The organism is Amphritea sp. HPY, from assembly GCF_050870985.1.
Taxonomy (GTDB): Bacteria; Pseudomonadota; Gammaproteobacteria; order Pseudomonadales; family Balneatricaceae; genus Amphritea.
In genome coordinates this window covers 1,946,002-1,961,286 of the sequence record NZ_CP194015.1, presented here as the reverse complement: position 1 = coordinate 1,961,286, position 15,285 = coordinate 1,946,002, and the positions used below count along the sequence as shown (strand labels likewise).

Below are 15,285 nucleotides of genomic sequence, written 5' to 3'. Positions count from 1 at the left end.
CGCATTGCACAAGATTTTTTGGTAGGAATAAGTATAATCAGCGCCACAGTAACAGCATGGCTCTCAGCTTGTCGATTGAGTGAGTATATCGATAATTATCTGACCATAGCTGCCTGAGAGATTGTCCGGACTAGCATACGGCTTGAATATGACAGATTTGTTATATGGCCTCTGCTCTGGTCACAAGCCATGTTCGGATGTCGTCTCAACTTCCATTAATTACTGTTAAATGGCGAAGTATTTATGACCTCAAAATCTGTTGATGTACTGCTGGTCGGTGCAGGTGCAATGAGTACTACTTTGGGGGTTTTGCTTAAACAGCTGGACCCATCTTTGAAAATCGCTATGGTTGAACGTCTCGATCACGTTGCCAGCGAAAGTACCGACGCGATGAATAACGCAGGTACAGGCCATGCCGCCTATTGTGAGTTGAATTATACTTCACAGAATCCTGACGGTAGTATCAATACCGACAAGGCTTTTGCTATAAACGGCGCGTTTGAAACCAGTCTTCAGTTCTGGTCCTATCTGGTAGAGCAGGGCTCTCTGCCGGAACCCCATAATTTTATCAATAACGTACCGCACCAGAGCTTTGTTATGGGTGCAGAGAACGTTGAATTCCTCCGTCAGCGTCATGCCGCGCTGAGTTCCCAGCCGCAATTTGCCGAGATGGAATTTTCGGATGATCCTGAAATTCTGTCACAGTGGATGCCACTGATTATGCAGAATCGCGCTGCCGATGAGCCTGTTGCGGGGACCCGGGTGCGTTACGGCGCCGATGTGAACTTCGGTGCGCTGGCCCGTAATATGGTTGATTATCTGGAACAGCAGGATAATTTCGAGCTGCTGCTGAGTCGTTCTGTTGAGGATATGGTTCAGTACTCCGATGGTGACTGGAAGGTAGAGCTGAAAAATGGCCATACCGGTAATACCGAATCCATTCGTACCCGCTTTCTGTTTCTGGGTGCTGGCGGCGGAGCGTTACCGTTGCTGCAAAAGTCCGGTATTCCTGAAAGTGACGGCTACGGTGGTTTTCCCGTTAGCGGTCAGTGGCTGGTGTGTAATAAGCCGGAAATCGTCGAACAGCATATGGCAAAGGTCTATGGTCAGGCGCCTATCGGTGCTCCGCCGATGTCGGTACCGCATCTGGATAGCCGGGTCATCGATGGCAAGCGTGCCCTGCTGTTTGGCCCGTTTGCCGGCTTTACGACCAAGTTCCTGAAAGAGGGATCGGTCATGGATATGCCGTTGAGTGTGCGGTTGAATAACTTGAAGCCGATGATGGAAGTGGGGGCTAAGAATATGGATCTGACCCGCTACCTGATCAGTGAAGTGATGCAGTCCCATTCTGATCGTGTGGATGCACTGCGTCGTTTCTTCCCGGGCGCTAAAGATGATGACTGGGAGTTGTCCTATGCGGGCCAGCGGGTTCAGATCATCAAAAAGAATGAATCCGGTAAAGGCAAGCTTGAGTTTGGTACCGAAGTTATCTCTTCTGAAGACCGCAGGCTGGCTGCGCTGTTAGGCGCTTCCCCTGGTGCGTCTACTGCAACGCCTACAATGATCGATGTGCTCGAGCGTTGTTTCCCCGAGCAGATGGCGACGGCTGAATGGCAGGAAAAACTGAAGCAGATGGTGCCGACTTATGGTCAGGATCTGACCTCGGACGGCGAGCTGCTGCGTGCTAGCCGGAAACGTACATTGTCTACGCTTAATCTGGACCGCGATTATCAGTAAGTAAGCAGACCTGAATTAAAAAATCACCCCATCGGGGTGATTTTTTTTGCCCTGAAAAATGCGCGGTTTGCCATCCTGTGTTACATCTTTATTAACGCAGAATGCACTTTTCAGGAGCGTTTGTATTTTACATCTGATGCCTTACATAATAATCATCGGTGGATTGGGTATTTTTCTACTGGGCATGGTGATAATGACCGATGCCCTGAAGACGCTGGCAGGAGATTCACTGCGAGCCGGCTTGATGCGTTTCACACGGACCCCGGCGACCGGGGCTGTCATGGGGGTATTTTGCACTGCAGTTTTGCAATCTTCCAGCGCCACAACAGTTGCTGCAGTCGGCTTTGTTGGTGCTGAACTGATGAGCTTTCAGAACGCACTTGGGGTCATTTTCGGAGCAAACCTTGGAACTACACTGACCGGCTGGCTGGTTGCGCTGCTTGGTTTTAAGGTAAAGCTTGGCGTCATCGCGTTGCCCATTGTTTTTGTTGGCACAGTGCTTAAGTTATTCAGGCGGGGCAGGATATCCAATATCGGCTTTGCGCTGGCAGGGTTTGGTCTTATTTTTGTTGGTGTGACTACGCTTCAGGAAGGGATGGCAGGGCTGCAGGCTGTTTTTGATTTCAGTGGATTGCCGGGAGACAGTCTTAGCGGGCGTATACAGTTGGTGCTATTGGGAGTCGCTTTTACCCTGGTTACTCAATCTTCGAGTGCAGGTATTGCTGCGGTTTTATCCGCCCTGTTTGCGGGGCTGATTCAGTGGCAGCATGGGGCGGCTATCGTTATAGGTATGGATATCGGCACTACGGTGACTGCGGCACTGGCAACAATAGGTGGCAGCATTGATGCTCGCAGAACCGGTTTTTCCCATGTTATTTATAATCTGGGCACGGGATTAGTCGCGTTATTTCTGATTACACCGTTTCAGCAGATGCTGGAATGGATACAACCGGGGCTGATTGAGCGTGAAGCAGAGCTTGCTCTGGTTGGCTTTCATAGTAGTTTTAATCTGATCGGTGTAATTCTGGTGCTGCCATGCACCCGGCAGTTTGAGAGGCTTATAGTGTGGCTGTTTCCAGCCCCGGCTGATGCACTGACCCGGGGGCTTGAGGATGTGCTGCTGAGTCAGCCAGGGCTGGCGCTTAACGCAGTGCAACGCTCAGTGTTGCAAGAGTACCAGGTCTTACTGAGCTATCTTGAAGCCATTCTTAGTGGTGATGAAACCGAGCGAAAAGCACTGGCTGACTTGCAGCGATCACTGGATGAAACCCATCGTTATCTTGATCTGATTATCGCAGGAACCTCCGTTGATATGGCCCGATTAAGGGGCTTGCTACATGCCTTGGATCACTTGCAAAGATTACATGAGCGTTGTGAAGAGGAAAGTGACCGGGCTATTACAGCCAGCACTGCAAGGCCTCTTGAAAGTATGTGTCAGTTGCTTAGTGCAACCGTGTCGGGGGTCGATCAGGATATCAGCAGTGGCCGGTGGATGGATGCATATCTACGTGCTAATCGTTGCCGTATCAGAATTGAGGAGGACAGTAGTCAGTGCCGTGATCAGGTTACCCAGGCGATAGCTGACTCCCAAATAGATGTACCGCAGGGAACCGATATGCTTGAGGCAATTCGCTGGACTCGCCGGGTTAGCCGGCATCTGGCCAGAATTAACTACAATCTTAATAAAGCCGTTCTGGCCTCCGGGGCATAAAGATTACTCAGTCGCTATACTGATCTGATGAAATCTATACCGCTGTTTCCCCTGCCTGTTGTGTTATTTCCCGAGACCTTGCTGCCCTTGCAGATTTTTGAGCTGCGGTATCGGCGCATGGTTAAAGAGTGTCTTGCCCGGAATAGTGGCTTTGCGGTAGTTCAGGGAAAGGATAGTAAACATCCGGATATCAGCTTTCATCTTACTGGCACCTATGGCGAAATTGTCGATTGGCATCCGCTACCTAATGAAATGATCGGTATTGAGCTGAAAGGTCTCTCGAAAGTTCGTGTGCTTGAATTCAGTAGTGAAAAGGATGGCCTTATAGTCGCTAACCTGGAGCTGTTAAAGGCTGAATCGACCTCTTTAGATGCTCATGATGAGCTTGATGAGATATTACAGCATATTCAGCAGCATCCTCTGGTATCATTCCTGCCTCTGGATCTACTCGCAACCGATGCGATCACTATTAGCTATCAAATTGCTGATCTATTGCCATTTTCAGGATCTGAAAAACAGCAGATGCTTGAGTTGGATAACCCTCGTCAGAGACTCGAATTGATTCTGACAACGCTTAAGGAATTTTAATGATAGCTCTGCTGCAACAGGCGCTGGCAAACCGCACCGGTTTACTGGATCAGCTGCACAATGAAAATACTGACTGTTATCGCTTGTTTCATGGGACCAATGAAGGTTGTTCCGGTCTTACCGTTGATCGATATGGCCCGCAGCTATTGATTCAGACCTTTCATCAGTCGATCAGCCAGACGGATGCCGAGCAGATTCAGCAGGCAGTTGAAGAGCAGTTGGGTAAACCGTTGCAACTGGTTTACAACGACCGTAGCCAGAAGAATTCTCGCCGCAGTGATGAGCAAAGGATCGATGGGCAGGAATATACCGGTCTCGAGCTGGGTGTTAGTTACCTCGTTAAAGGTAAGCATCAGGGGCAGGATCCACTACTGTTTCTAGATATGCGGGCCGGGCGGCGTTGGGTGCAGCAGAACGCTGCTGATAAGTCGGTTCTGAATCTGTTTTCCTATACCTGCGGTGTCGGTGTCGTTGCAGCCAGCGCGGGTGCCAACCGGGTGCTGAATGTCGATTTTTCTACCCGCTCGCTTGATGTAGGCAAACGCAACGCCGAATTGAATAATCTGGACCGGTCACAGATCGAATTTTTTCAGAGTGATTTTTTTACAGCTGCAAAGCAGCTTGCCGGTATTCCGATTAAACAGCGGGTTGGCCGGGGGCGCAAACCCAAGCCCTTTCCACATATCGACGAGGAACAGTTCGATCTGGTGTTTCTTGATCCGCCTCGTTGGGCGAAGAGCGCCTTTGGTACCGTTGATCTGATTCGTGATTACCCCAGTGTGCTGAAGCCTTCTTTGCTGGCCGTGAAAGAGGGGGGGCAGTTGGTCTGTGCTAACAATGTTGCCAGTGTTGGTTTAGATGACTGGTTGGATGTGGTCCGACGTTGCGCTTCTAAGGCGGGACGGCCGGTGCGTGAGCTGGATATAATCACCCCGGAAAGTGATTTTCCATCCCCCGATGGTAAATACCCACTGAAGCTGGCGGTCTTGCAGTTTTAAGGTCTTTCGGCCAGCTGTGGTAGCTGGCCAGTAACTTATGATTCCCTGTCGATTTTTTATATAACTCTATCCTGTTATGCGCTCTTTTTTATTGCGCATTAGATAACTGTTGCCTATTTCCAGGCACTCTCTAATACCACCTCCCAAAGTGGTATATATAGGTTTGGATAGGCTTAGCCTGTTTGTTAGTTTCTGTTTAGGCTTATTTAATTTGTGGTTATCTGGCTTTAAAGGTAATAGAAGGTGATTGATGAACGCCGGTAGTATTCGTAGTAAAGGAATTATTTTCTTTGGCATCGTGATCCTGATTCTCGCGGCACAGGCCTGGTTTACCCATCGCCAGTCTGATCAGGTGTATTCTGAAGCACTCCGTTATAGTCAGTTCTACCAGCCGGTGTTGGAACATTCGCAAACATTGCAGGTCGATGTGATTCAGGTGCAGCAATGGCTTACGGATATCAGTGCAACCCGTGGGCTGGACGGTCTCGATGATGGCTTTGATGAAGCGAAGAAGTCGGCTATCTCTTTTCGTCAGACCTTGCTGCAACTCGAGCAATTGGATAGCGCAAACAGTGAGCGTTACCAGGCCTTATTGGTGGTGTTCGATAATTACTATCAGGCCGGTATCACAATGGCCGAAGCTTATGTCGCGCAAGGCCCTGTGGCGGGTAACCGGATGATGGCGGATTTTGATCGGGCTGCCAGTGCTATATATCAGCAGATAGATCAATTAATGACTGTGAGCCTATCGGAGTCAGAGTTATCGATGACCCGGCAGATAAACAGTGCTGAGTTAAGCCGGCAGCTCGGTGATCTCTTTCTTGGCGCGATGATATTGATGATGGTGTTGCTGTTTAGCGGGACTGTTCACTATGTTCTGCGTCCGATTCGTCGCATGCAGACTATGGTCGATTCTCTGTCTGAAGGTCAGGTGGACCTTACCCACAGGTTAAAGCTTAGCGGTAACGACGAGGTTACCGAGCTGGGGCGTGGTGTTAACCGGTTCATCGCTATGAGTGATCAGATGGTGTCCGGGGTGGTTGGTTCGGTTATTAAGCTGGTGCCGTTGTCGCAAAATCTTGCGCAGACCAATACCTTTATTAATCAGCAGGCCAGCGAACAAAATCAGCAGAGCATGATGCTGCGTGAATCTATCGATGTTACGGCTGACATTGCCAGGCAGGTATACGACGAAGCTTTTAAGATCAATGAGGCAACCAGCTACGGTGATCAAGTGGTTACCGACGGTGGTAATGTAATTGCGGGCCTTAGTGGTAGCCTGAATAACCTGTCTGATGAGATGCGGGGGGCTTCCGATGCAGTGGCGCAGCTGAAGCAGGATAGTGAGGCGGTAGCTTCTGTTATTGATGTGATCAATGGTATTGCTGAACAGACTAACTTACTGGCGTTGAATGCTTCTATTGAAGCTGCTCGAGCAGGAGATACTGGGCGTGGCTTTGCGGTAGTCGCTGATGAGGTGCGTAATCTCGCAGCTAAAACACGGCACTCCACTATGGAAGTGCAGTCGATGGTCGAGGCGATTCAGCAGGGCACGCAACGGGTTGTTACTGCAATGGCGCTGGGTGAGAATGGCTCACGTGAGAGTGTTAGCGAGATAGAGCATGCGCGGGAGAATCTGGCACACCTGCAGGAGGTTATGGCTAACATTTCCGGTTCAGCAGAAGAGATAGTGCAGTCGGTGGCTTTGCAGAATAGTAATTTGGAAACGGTGACTAACAGTTTTACCCTGATGGATCAGAGTTTTCAGGATGTAAAGACAGAAGGTGAGGCCAGTGCAAAATACAGTTTAGATATGACTGAAATGAGTACGGACTTACAGCAGCAGTTGACTGGTTTCAGAGTATCGCAGGCTGGCGCATCAGATTAGATTCGATGCGCCTCAAGTGATATGCCGGTCACTTTAAAGCCGAGCATCGCCACCCGTCCTTTGGCGCGATCATCGCCGGTGGCTGTGAAATCAAACTGGTAGGAGCGCCAGATTCTGATAGCGCCTTTTTCATCCCGCTTGAACCAGAAACCGCGCAGATAGATACCTTGATCCAGTAGCTGCAGATCCAGCTCTTTACAATGCTTTTGGGCGGTTCTGAGCGCGATCTCTTTGGCTTTCTGGCCATGCCACCAATGTAACCCGGCCAGACCAAGGAAGGTTAGCCAGAGCAGGTCTGATAATTCAAAGTACATCGTTAATCCTTTTCTCTGCCTAAATACACTGAGCCGATACCGCCTGTGATAATAAGTGCTGCACCGATAATTGCAATCATATCAGGTACTTGCTGCCAGAAAAGCCAGCCCAGTATGCCAGTAAAAACAACCCCGAAATAGCTGATTGGTGAGATCACCGACGCTTTTGCGTAGCTGTAGGCCCGGGTATAGAGCCACATGATTATCCATATTGAGAGCCCGATTGCCAGCATCAGCGGCAGGGTAAACAGCGGCACCTGCTGCCAGTTAATGATGGCCAGGGGCAGGCTGCATACGGCTGAAAAACCAAAATAGTAAAACAGGATACGGTTGGTTGGCTCGCTAGCGGTCAAAACCCGGGTGGTTACAATAGAACCCGCCAGAGTGATCGCCGAGCCAAAGGCTACCAGGTACCAGATGCTGAGGTTGCTGCCATCGGGTTTTAAGACCAGGGCGATGCCGACAAAACCGATCAGTATCGGTAGCCAGTTTAGCCATGGCATGCGATAGCCCTGCCATGCTAATAAGACAAATGGTACGCAAAGTGGCGCGGCGTTACGCAGCAGAGCAGCATCGACCATTGGAATGGCATCTAATGCCAGATAGTAGGAGTAAAAACAGAGCCAGCCTGCCGCACCGCGAATCAGATGCAATAGTGGGCGCTCGGTTTTCAGAACTGTCGGGCCTTTACGCCACAGCCAGGGCAGCATTACCGCGACACAGATCAGATACTGAGCCAGTACGATCTGTTCAACCGAAACATAACCGGCAGTATATTTAATCGCCGCAGCAGCCAGGCTCATCACTAATGAGGTGGCCAGGGCCAGGCTTGCGCCGAGCAGTAAGCGGGATTGTTGGGTTGCCAAGGTTGTCTATCCTGCAGCTTGCTAAAGAATATAGTTAGAACTGTTTCTCTTCATCGATAGAGGTGATGATACAGCGTGTGAAGGTTGAGATGCTATCAGTAATAGATAAGAGCATTGCTTAGGCGCGAAGGTCAGGAAAGAATTTGTAAAAACAACTACTAAGGCGTGGGCTTATCTGTTGTCGTTTAATCTTGTTTGTCGATGGTGGCGTGTATCGATAGAGCCATTTTTTTAGATCTTTATTGAGCTCCTCACTTAATGATAAGTAGTCCATTTGATCTGTTTGATAGCTCTGCAAGTCTTGATCTCAAAAGTTCTGAGAATTCCAGTGCCAGCCTGGATTTTGAGCGTGTGGCTGGATAGATAATGTTGTAATTAAAGCGTATCGACGGGGTAAAAGGCTTAATGATTAAGCCTCTGTCGGCGTAGTTAATTGCCGTAACTGCGTCTACCAGAGATACTCCTGATCCCGCCAGTACGTAGGAGCAAGCCACATGGGAAACCTGGGTATCGAACAGCATCTGCCTTTTAACATCCGCTTGCTCAAATACTTCATCAACTTTGTACCTGATGCTTTGCTCCGTTCCCAGTGAAACAAATAACTCACCTTCAAGATCTTTAGGAACAATTTCACTTTTGTCCTTCAGGTGGTGGCCGGGCGGCAAGATACAAACTAGCTGAGTCTGTGCAAGCGACTCGACTTTAATGGCAGGGTCAGACACTTTTATTGCGGACAATCCGATATCGAAGTGTTGGGTAGCAATCCAGTCGGCTACCTGCTGTGAGCTTCTGACCTGAAGGGTCATCGAAACTCCTTTATTCTGTTGCTGAAAGTCATGGGCTACCTTCGGCAGAAACTCCTGAGCCATCGTTGGCATACAGGCTATCCGGAGTGTTCCCCGATGAAATTCCCTGAGTTCTTCAGCCGTTCTTGCCAGCTGTTCAACGCCAACGAATGATCTTTCAACTTCTTCGAAAAGTATTAAAGCTTCAGGTGTCGGTAGCAGGCGTTTCTTATGACGCTCAAACAGCGATACCTTAACTGATGCTTCGAAGTCACTTAACAGGCGGCTGACAGCAGGTTGTGAAATAAACAACATCTCAGCTGCACCGGTTGTGGTGCCTGCAATCATTACCGCACGAAATGCTTCTACCTGTCTAAAGCTCAATTTGGCCATATTAGATCTCCTTCAAGGCGAAACTATATAACATTATGTTATCAAGTGCCAAAAACAAACGATTTGATGTTATTTGCTCGTTTTGTGACCATGGCATGACCTGCTGAGATGAACTTCGTTTCAGCACTATCAACTTTTAATAGGCTCCAGCAAAGAGATAATAATTATGGAGAGGTTGTTCAGATACACACTGGCGATATTAATCAGCACCGTTGCTGGTTTGCAATTCGTTCAGGTTATTACGCGTTACGTCTTTGAAACCCCGATTATGGGATTAGAGGAGGTCGCTGTTATTCCGACCCTTTGGCTTTACATCCTTGGCGCAGTAAATGCCTCACGTGAGGATACTCAAATCAGGGCTAATGTCCTTGAGATTTTTCTCGATACGGAAAGAGCCCGTCATATTCTGTTAGTGATATCAGAGTTCTTAAGTTTGATCATCTCTGTCTGGCTGACTTGGTGGGCCTGGGACTACTTCAAGTATGCCATGCGTGTCGGCAAAGAGACTCCGACCCTTTATCTACCAACCATTATTTATGAGTCAGCCTTGTTTATTGGTCTGCTGCTGATGAGTGGTTATGTCGCCTGGCATCTGTATAAGCATATTGGATTCCTGATCAAAGGAGGTCCTGATGCAGATAAGCCGATAGATCATGAGCATCCCCATACCAGTGAGCTCGATGAATTTCAGATGTTAGAACAGAAAGAGGTGCGTGCAGATGGTTGAAATAGCGCTATTAGCATTCGCGGTACTCGTGATCTTGCTTAGTTTAGGGGTGCCCCTGCCGTACTGCTTCGGTGCCGGTTTGATGGTAATGGCATTAATCGGTGAAGCGACCTTTAAGGGGATGATGCTATGGGGATTCAGTCAGTTAACAAACCCTGTGCTTCTGGCTATTCCTTTATTCGTATTTGCCGGCACCATCATGAGTGTCAGCGGTATTGCCGCAAGTCTGTTGAAGTTTGTTAACGTCTTTGTCGGCCGTATTCGTGGTGGCCTGGGTGTTGTGGCTTCAATCAGCTGTGCAATTATTGGTGCAATTTCCGGTAGTGGCCTGACAGGCATTGCGGCCATTGGCCCACTGTTGATTCCTGAGATGGAGCGTAAAGGCTACCCTCGGGCGTATGCCACGGCGCTGATCGCCAACTCTTCAATTCTGGGCCTGTTGATTCCACCCAGTGTCACCATGATCGTTTATGGCTGGGTCACCGAGACCTCAATTCTGGCAAGCTTTCTGGCAACTCTGGGGCCAGGGCTTCTGATAATGCTGAATTTTGCCATTGTGAATCTGGTGATGGCTCGTAAGTTCCCGTTGGTGTTGGATGAACAAGTCTCGATGGGTGAAATGGTAAAGCAGGCCGGCTCAAATACCGTACTGGCTACACCTGCCTTGTTAATGCCGGTGATTATTCTGGGTGGTATCTATGGCGGCATCATGACGCCAACCGAGGCGGCTGCTGTTGCTGTGATTTATGCCCTGCCGGTAGGTTTCATGATCTATAAAGGACTTACCTGGAAAGGCTTCCTTGAAGCGGGCAAAGAGTCAGCGACCGCAGTCGGCGCCATCCTGATCATGATCCTGTTTAGTCTGATGCTGAGTCAGATGTTCGTTATGGAGGATATTCCGCAAGCGCTGGTGGAGTTTATTTTTGAGATTACTCAGGACAAAACGACGCTGCTGATTCTGGTCACGCTGTTTCTGTTCGCTATCGGCATGGTGGTGAATGATATCACCGCGATCATTCTGACTGCGCCACTGCTGATGCCGTTGATGGGCGCGCTTGGCGTAAGTCCTATCCAGTTTGCCGCCATTATGGGTGTTACCACTGCAATGGGCGGGGTGACACCTCCGTATGCCAGCATCCTCTATCTGGGTGCTCGTATAGGCAATGTCAAATTCACCGAAGTCATTAAGCCGGCAATGATCCTGTTGCTGTTTGGCTATCTGCCGGTGGTAGTGCTGGTTTTAATCTGGCCCGAACTTTCAGAGTTTATACCGGCAAAGCTTGGTTACTAAAAACGTTTAAATACAGTCCGTAATGGTCTTAAAACAAAAAGAGGAAAACCATGTTTACATCAATTACTAAAAAATTAGTTCTGGCGATGTCTTTGTCGCTGGCCACCGTTGGAATTGCCGAAGCGGCAACGCTTAAGCTCTCCCACGTTCGTCCACAAGGGGCCGCTATTGATATAGATGCCAAGCAGTTCGCTGAAGATGTTTCTGCAGCAACAGAGGGTAAGTTGCGAGTCAAATTGTACGCGGCAAATGCACTGGGTGATTATACGGTGGTACAGGAACGTGTAGGGCTAGGTGCTGTCGATATGGCAGTGCAGCCAATCGCCTCCAGCGTTGATAAGCGTTTCCAGATCGTATCGTTGCCATACATGGTTCAGGGATGGGAAGATGCCAAGGGTAAATTTGGCCCCGGTTCTGTAATGCGTGAAACCGTATCTTCTTTGTACCAGCAGCAGGGCATCAAAGTATTGGGTGCGTGGCCTGTTTATTTCGGCGGTGTTGCGCTGAATAAGCAAGTTGATGGTGCTGCTGATTCCACTATTAGCAAGTCAGCTAAAGTACGTGTTCCGCCGATCAAGGTGTTCCAGTTGTTGGCAGATAATGTCGGTTTTATCGGTTCGCCACTACCATTCTCAGAAGCATTTACCGCTGTTCAGACCGGTGTGGTTGATGGTGTTATAGGCTCGGGTGCTGAGGGATACTTTGCATCATTCCGCGATGTGACAAAATACTATGTGCCACTGAATACACACTTTGAAGTGTGGTACCTGCTGATCAATGAAGAGCGCTTCAATGATCTGAAACCTGAGCAGCAAGCTGCTGTATCTCAGGCGGCTCTTAACTTTGAAAACCGTCGTTGGGCTACGGCTGAGAAGGATCAGGTGGCTAATGAGCAGCGTCTGGCTGACGCCGGTGCAACAATTGTTGAGGTAACCCCTGAGCAGATTGCAGCGACTGCTGAAAAAGTTAAACAGAATGTATGGCCTGAAATTGTCGATGATATCGGTAAGGAATGGGCTGAGAAAATTCTTAACGCCGCTCTGGCTCAATAAGTTCGATCTGCCGGTCAGGCTACATGCCTGACCGGACCTACCTGATCAAACTTTAAGTTTTACCAGAATAAGATTTACCAAAACTATTGGAGAGAAGCAGATGGCGGCGGGTATTCGAACAAGCCGTAATGGTTCTGATGTAGCTGTTGTTGGCGGTGGCTTAGTTGGTTTGGCTGTCGCTTTGGGCATCCAGGAGAAAGGGCAGCAAGTCACCATCTATGATGAGGGGGATATCGCTTTCCGGGCATCGCGGGGCAATTTTGGTCTGGTATGGGTGCAGGGGAAGGGGGATAGCTACCCGGCATATGCCAATTTAACCCGTTTATCAGCACGATTGTGGGGGGACATGGCTGCCAGTCTTGAAGACAGCACCGGCATAAATATTCAGCTGTCACAGAAGGGCGGTTTGTTTATCTGCCTGTCTGAGAATGAACTGGCACAACGGGCGAAAATGCTCGATCAGATGGCAGCGAAACATAGCGAAGGTTACCCGTTTGAGGTGTTGGATCATCAGCAGCTTAAAGAGATGGTACCTGAAATAGGTCCTGAAGTGGCCGGTGCCACCTGGGGACCGGAAGATGGTCATGTTAATCCGTTATATCTGATGCGTGCCTTATTAAAAAGGTTTACTGATTTAGGTGGGAAGCTAATTAATTCCGGCGCAATCAACCGTGTTCAGCCGGTAAATGGTCAGTTTCATCTGCACAGTGCTGTTGGTAGTTACGTTAGCGAAAAAGTTGTTTTAGCGGCGGGTTTAGGGAATAAGAAACTTGCTTCAATGGTTGGTATTGAGGCCCCCATTTTTCCTAATCGTGGGCAAGTGCTGATAGCCGAGCGAGTGAAGCATTTCCTGGATTATCCAACCGGACATGTAAGACAAACCGCTGAAGGCACGATTCAGTGCGGCGATTCAAAGGAGGATGTTGGCTTTGACAGTGGCACTACCACCGATGTCATTGCGGATATTGCTCGCCGGGCCGTGACCATGTTTCCACTGTTGAAAGATGTCCGCCTGATTCGTTCATGGGGGGCTTTAAGAATAATGACTCCGGACGGACACCCTGTTTACCAGCAGTCAGAAGAATTCCCGGGAGCATTTCTGGTGACCTGCCATAGTGGCGTCACTCTGGCAGCAGCGCACGCAGGCCCAATCGCTGATTGGATTACCGAGGGTAATGCTGATCCGGTACTTAATTTGGAGAAATTTCATGCCGACAGATTCCAGGTTTAATCGTCTGCCTGTTAGTGAAAAAGGGCTGGTTTCTATCTGTATTGAAGGCCAGACAATAACAGTGTTAGAAGGTGAAAGTGTGGCTGCTGCAGTATTACAGGCAGGGGTCAGACCTACTCGTACAACACCGGTCACTGACAGCGGGCGGGCTCCCTTTTGCATGATGGGCGTCTGTTTCGATTGCCTGATGGAAATAGACGGCAAGCCAAATACGCAAGCCTGTATGACTGAAGTCCGTGATGGAATGGTCGTGAATATTCAGCGTGGGGCGCGTCAGGTATTGGGTGATGATTTATGAAATCTAACCAGTTTGAATTAGTGATTATCGGGGCAGGCCCTGCCGGTATGTCGGCAGCCAGCACTGCAGCGAAGCAGGGGCTTAAGGTCTTGTTGCTCGATGAACAGCCACGCCCGGGCGGGCAGATCTATCGCAATATCGGTAGCCCCGTCTTAAAAGATAGGCAGATACTTGGGCCAGACTATTACTATGGTGAAAAGCTATTAACTGCTTTTTCTGGCGCTGGTGTCACCTATCTGCATGGGGCAACTGTCTGGGAAGTGACTACAGATAATATCCTCTATGTATCTGTTAACGGTGAAAGCCGGTGCTTTGAATTTAATAAGCTGCTTATTGCGACCGGCGCACAGGAAAGGCCCGCTCCTTTCCCCGGCTGGACTTTGCCTGGAGTAATGACCTGTGGAGCTGCTCAGATATTGTTAAAGGCATCCGGGCTTACGCCGCCGGGGCCAATAGTCATTGCCGGCAGTGGCCCTCTGCTGTTACTGATTTCATGTCAGTTGATCAGGGCCGGTATTAAGATTGATGCGATTCTGGATACGACCCCAGGTAAGAACTATCGATCGGCTTTGCCTGAATTCCTTGGTGCTTTAAAGGGCTGGCGCTTTGTGCTGAAGGGTATGCGGATGCTTTCTGAAATAAGAAAAGCCGGGATTCAGCAGTTGAGTGGTGTTTCCGGCCTCAGTGCAGACCAGGACGAGTCAGGCAATCTTTCGGCGGTTAATTATTATCATAAAGGTAATCGGCAAACTCTTCCCTGTAGCACTCTGTTAGTTCATCAGGGTGTGATACCTAATACCCAGCTGACCCGGTCGCTTGGTCTTGCCCATATTTGGGATGAAGTACAGAAGTGTTGGAAACCTGAGCTTAATAAGTGGGGACAGAGTAGCCATCCGGATATCCTGGTCGCGGGTGACTCCGCCGGAATCGGTGGTGCACTTGCGGCTGAGCTGCAGGGCAAACTGGCCGTATTTGAGATCGTCCGCCAAAGAGCTGCCGGATCTGCTGGTACTGGGAGCAATGAGATTGAACAGGAAAAGGCTATACAGGAATTGCAGCAGCAGTTAGTCATCAGGCCGTTTCTGGACCGTTTATATAGCCCTGCTGAAGAGTTTATGTCGCCGCCGGATGAAACCATTGTCTGTCGCTGTGAAGAGGTGACTGCCGGGGAAATTCGTAGACTGGCAAATGATGGGTGTCGCGGCCCTAATCAGACCAAGGCTTTTTGTCGTGCAGGCATGGGGCCATGCCAGGGGCGCCAATGCGGAACAACCGTTGCATCATTATTGGCCAGCGAGCTCAAAACATCGCCTGCTCAGGTTGGTTATTACAATATCCGCGCACCTATTAAGCCATTAACCCTGGGCGAATTGGCTGCGATCGGTAATACCGATTCAAACTGATAG

General features: G+C 49.3%; 14 protein-coding genes. 11 read left to right on the top strand and 3 right to left on the bottom strand.

Annotated elements, in window-relative coordinates:
* Window positions 1-243 precede the first annotated feature (243 nt).
* From mqo to ACQUQM_RS08910, 5 genes are all read left to right on the top strand, one after another.
* Window positions 244-1,737, top strand: coding sequence for a malate dehydrogenase (quinone) (mqo, locus tag ACQUQM_RS08930; protein ID WP_432474127.1), 1,494 nt, complete (start codon window positions 244-246; stop codon window positions 1,735-1,737).
* Between the two features lie 136 nt (window positions 1,738-1,873).
* On the top strand, window positions 1,874-3,448 hold the full coding sequence (locus ACQUQM_RS08925; protein ID WP_432474126.1) for a Na/Pi cotransporter family protein: 1,575 nt from the start codon (window positions 1,874-1,876) through the stop codon (window positions 3,446-3,448).
* Between the two features lie 27 nt (window positions 3,449-3,475).
* The gene (locus tag ACQUQM_RS08920; RefSeq protein ID WP_432474125.1) at window positions 3,476-4,036 is read left to right on the top strand and encodes an LON peptidase substrate-binding domain-containing protein; all 561 of its coding nucleotides are present in this window, start codon (window positions 3,476-3,478) and stop codon (window positions 4,034-4,036) included.
* On the top strand, window positions 4,036-5,034 hold the full coding sequence (locus ACQUQM_RS08915; RefSeq protein ID WP_432474124.1) for a class I SAM-dependent rRNA methyltransferase: 999 nt from the start codon (window positions 4,036-4,038) through the stop codon (window positions 5,032-5,034). The genes ACQUQM_RS08920 and ACQUQM_RS08915 overlap by 1 nt, the downstream gene beginning before the upstream one ends.
* Window positions 5,035-5,284: 250 nt before the next feature.
* Window positions 5,285-6,922, top strand: a complete 1,638-nt coding sequence (locus ACQUQM_RS08910) for a methyl-accepting chemotaxis protein (protein WP_432474123.1) — start codon at window positions 5,285-5,287, stop codon at window positions 6,920-6,922.
* On the opposite strand, the gene ACQUQM_RS08905 is transcribed toward ACQUQM_RS08910, so the two are convergent.
* From ACQUQM_RS08905 to ACQUQM_RS08895, 3 genes are all read right to left on the bottom strand, one after another.
* Window positions 6,919-7,236, bottom strand: coding sequence for a DUF3301 domain-containing protein (locus ACQUQM_RS08905; protein WP_432474122.1), 318 nt, complete (start codon window positions 7,234-7,236; stop codon window positions 6,919-6,921). The genes ACQUQM_RS08910 and ACQUQM_RS08905 overlap by 4 nt on opposite strands.
* A 2-nt stretch (window positions 7,237-7,238) precedes the next feature.
* Window positions 7,239-8,102: a DMT family transporter gene (locus ACQUQM_RS08900; protein WP_432474121.1), complete on the bottom strand. Its 864-nt coding sequence runs from the start codon at window positions 8,100-8,102 to the stop codon at window positions 7,239-7,241.
* Window positions 8,103-8,353: 251 nt separating this feature from the next.
* Window positions 8,354-9,280 (bottom strand): LysR family transcriptional regulator, encoded by a 927-nt coding sequence (locus tag ACQUQM_RS08895; protein WP_432474120.1) that lies wholly within the window; start codon window positions 9,278-9,280, stop codon window positions 8,354-8,356.
* Between the two features lie 166 nt (window positions 9,281-9,446).
* Between ACQUQM_RS08895 and ACQUQM_RS08890 the strand changes: the two genes are divergently transcribed.
* The 6 genes from ACQUQM_RS08890 (at window position 9,447) to ACQUQM_RS08865 (ending at window position 15,282) form a co-directional block, all read left to right on the top strand.
* Window positions 9,447-10,007, top strand: coding sequence for a TRAP transporter small permease (locus ACQUQM_RS08890; protein WP_432474119.1), 561 nt, complete (start codon window positions 9,447-9,449; stop codon window positions 10,005-10,007).
* Window positions 10,000-11,298, top strand: coding sequence for a TRAP transporter large permease (locus ACQUQM_RS08885; RefSeq protein WP_432474118.1), 1,299 nt, complete (start codon window positions 10,000-10,002; stop codon window positions 11,296-11,298). The genes ACQUQM_RS08890 and ACQUQM_RS08885 overlap by 8 nt, the downstream gene beginning before the upstream one ends.
* Before the next feature lie 50 nt (window positions 11,299-11,348).
* A complete protein-coding gene (gene dctP / locus ACQUQM_RS08880; RefSeq protein ID WP_432474117.1) occupies window positions 11,349-12,350 on the top strand; it encodes a TRAP transporter substrate-binding protein DctP in 1,002 nt (333 codons plus the stop codon).
* A 100-nt stretch (window positions 12,351-12,450) separates the two neighbouring features.
* Window positions 12,451-13,581: an NAD(P)/FAD-dependent oxidoreductase gene (locus tag ACQUQM_RS08875; protein ID WP_432474116.1), complete on the top strand. Its 1,131-nt coding sequence runs from the start codon at window positions 12,451-12,453 to the stop codon at window positions 13,579-13,581.
* Entirely contained in the window at window positions 13,559-13,879 is a 321-nt protein-coding gene (locus ACQUQM_RS08870; RefSeq protein WP_432474115.1) for a (2Fe-2S)-binding protein, read from the top strand. Before ACQUQM_RS08875 ends, ACQUQM_RS08870 begins: the two co-directional genes overlap by 23 nt.
* Window positions 13,876-15,282 carry an FAD-dependent oxidoreductase gene (locus ACQUQM_RS08865; RefSeq protein WP_432474114.1) on the top strand — a complete coding sequence of 469 codons (1,407 nt, stop codon included), beginning with the start codon at window positions 13,876-13,878 and terminating at the stop codon, window positions 15,280-15,282. Before ACQUQM_RS08870 ends, ACQUQM_RS08865 begins: the two co-directional genes overlap by 4 nt.
* Window positions 15,283-15,285: the final 3 nt, after the last annotated feature.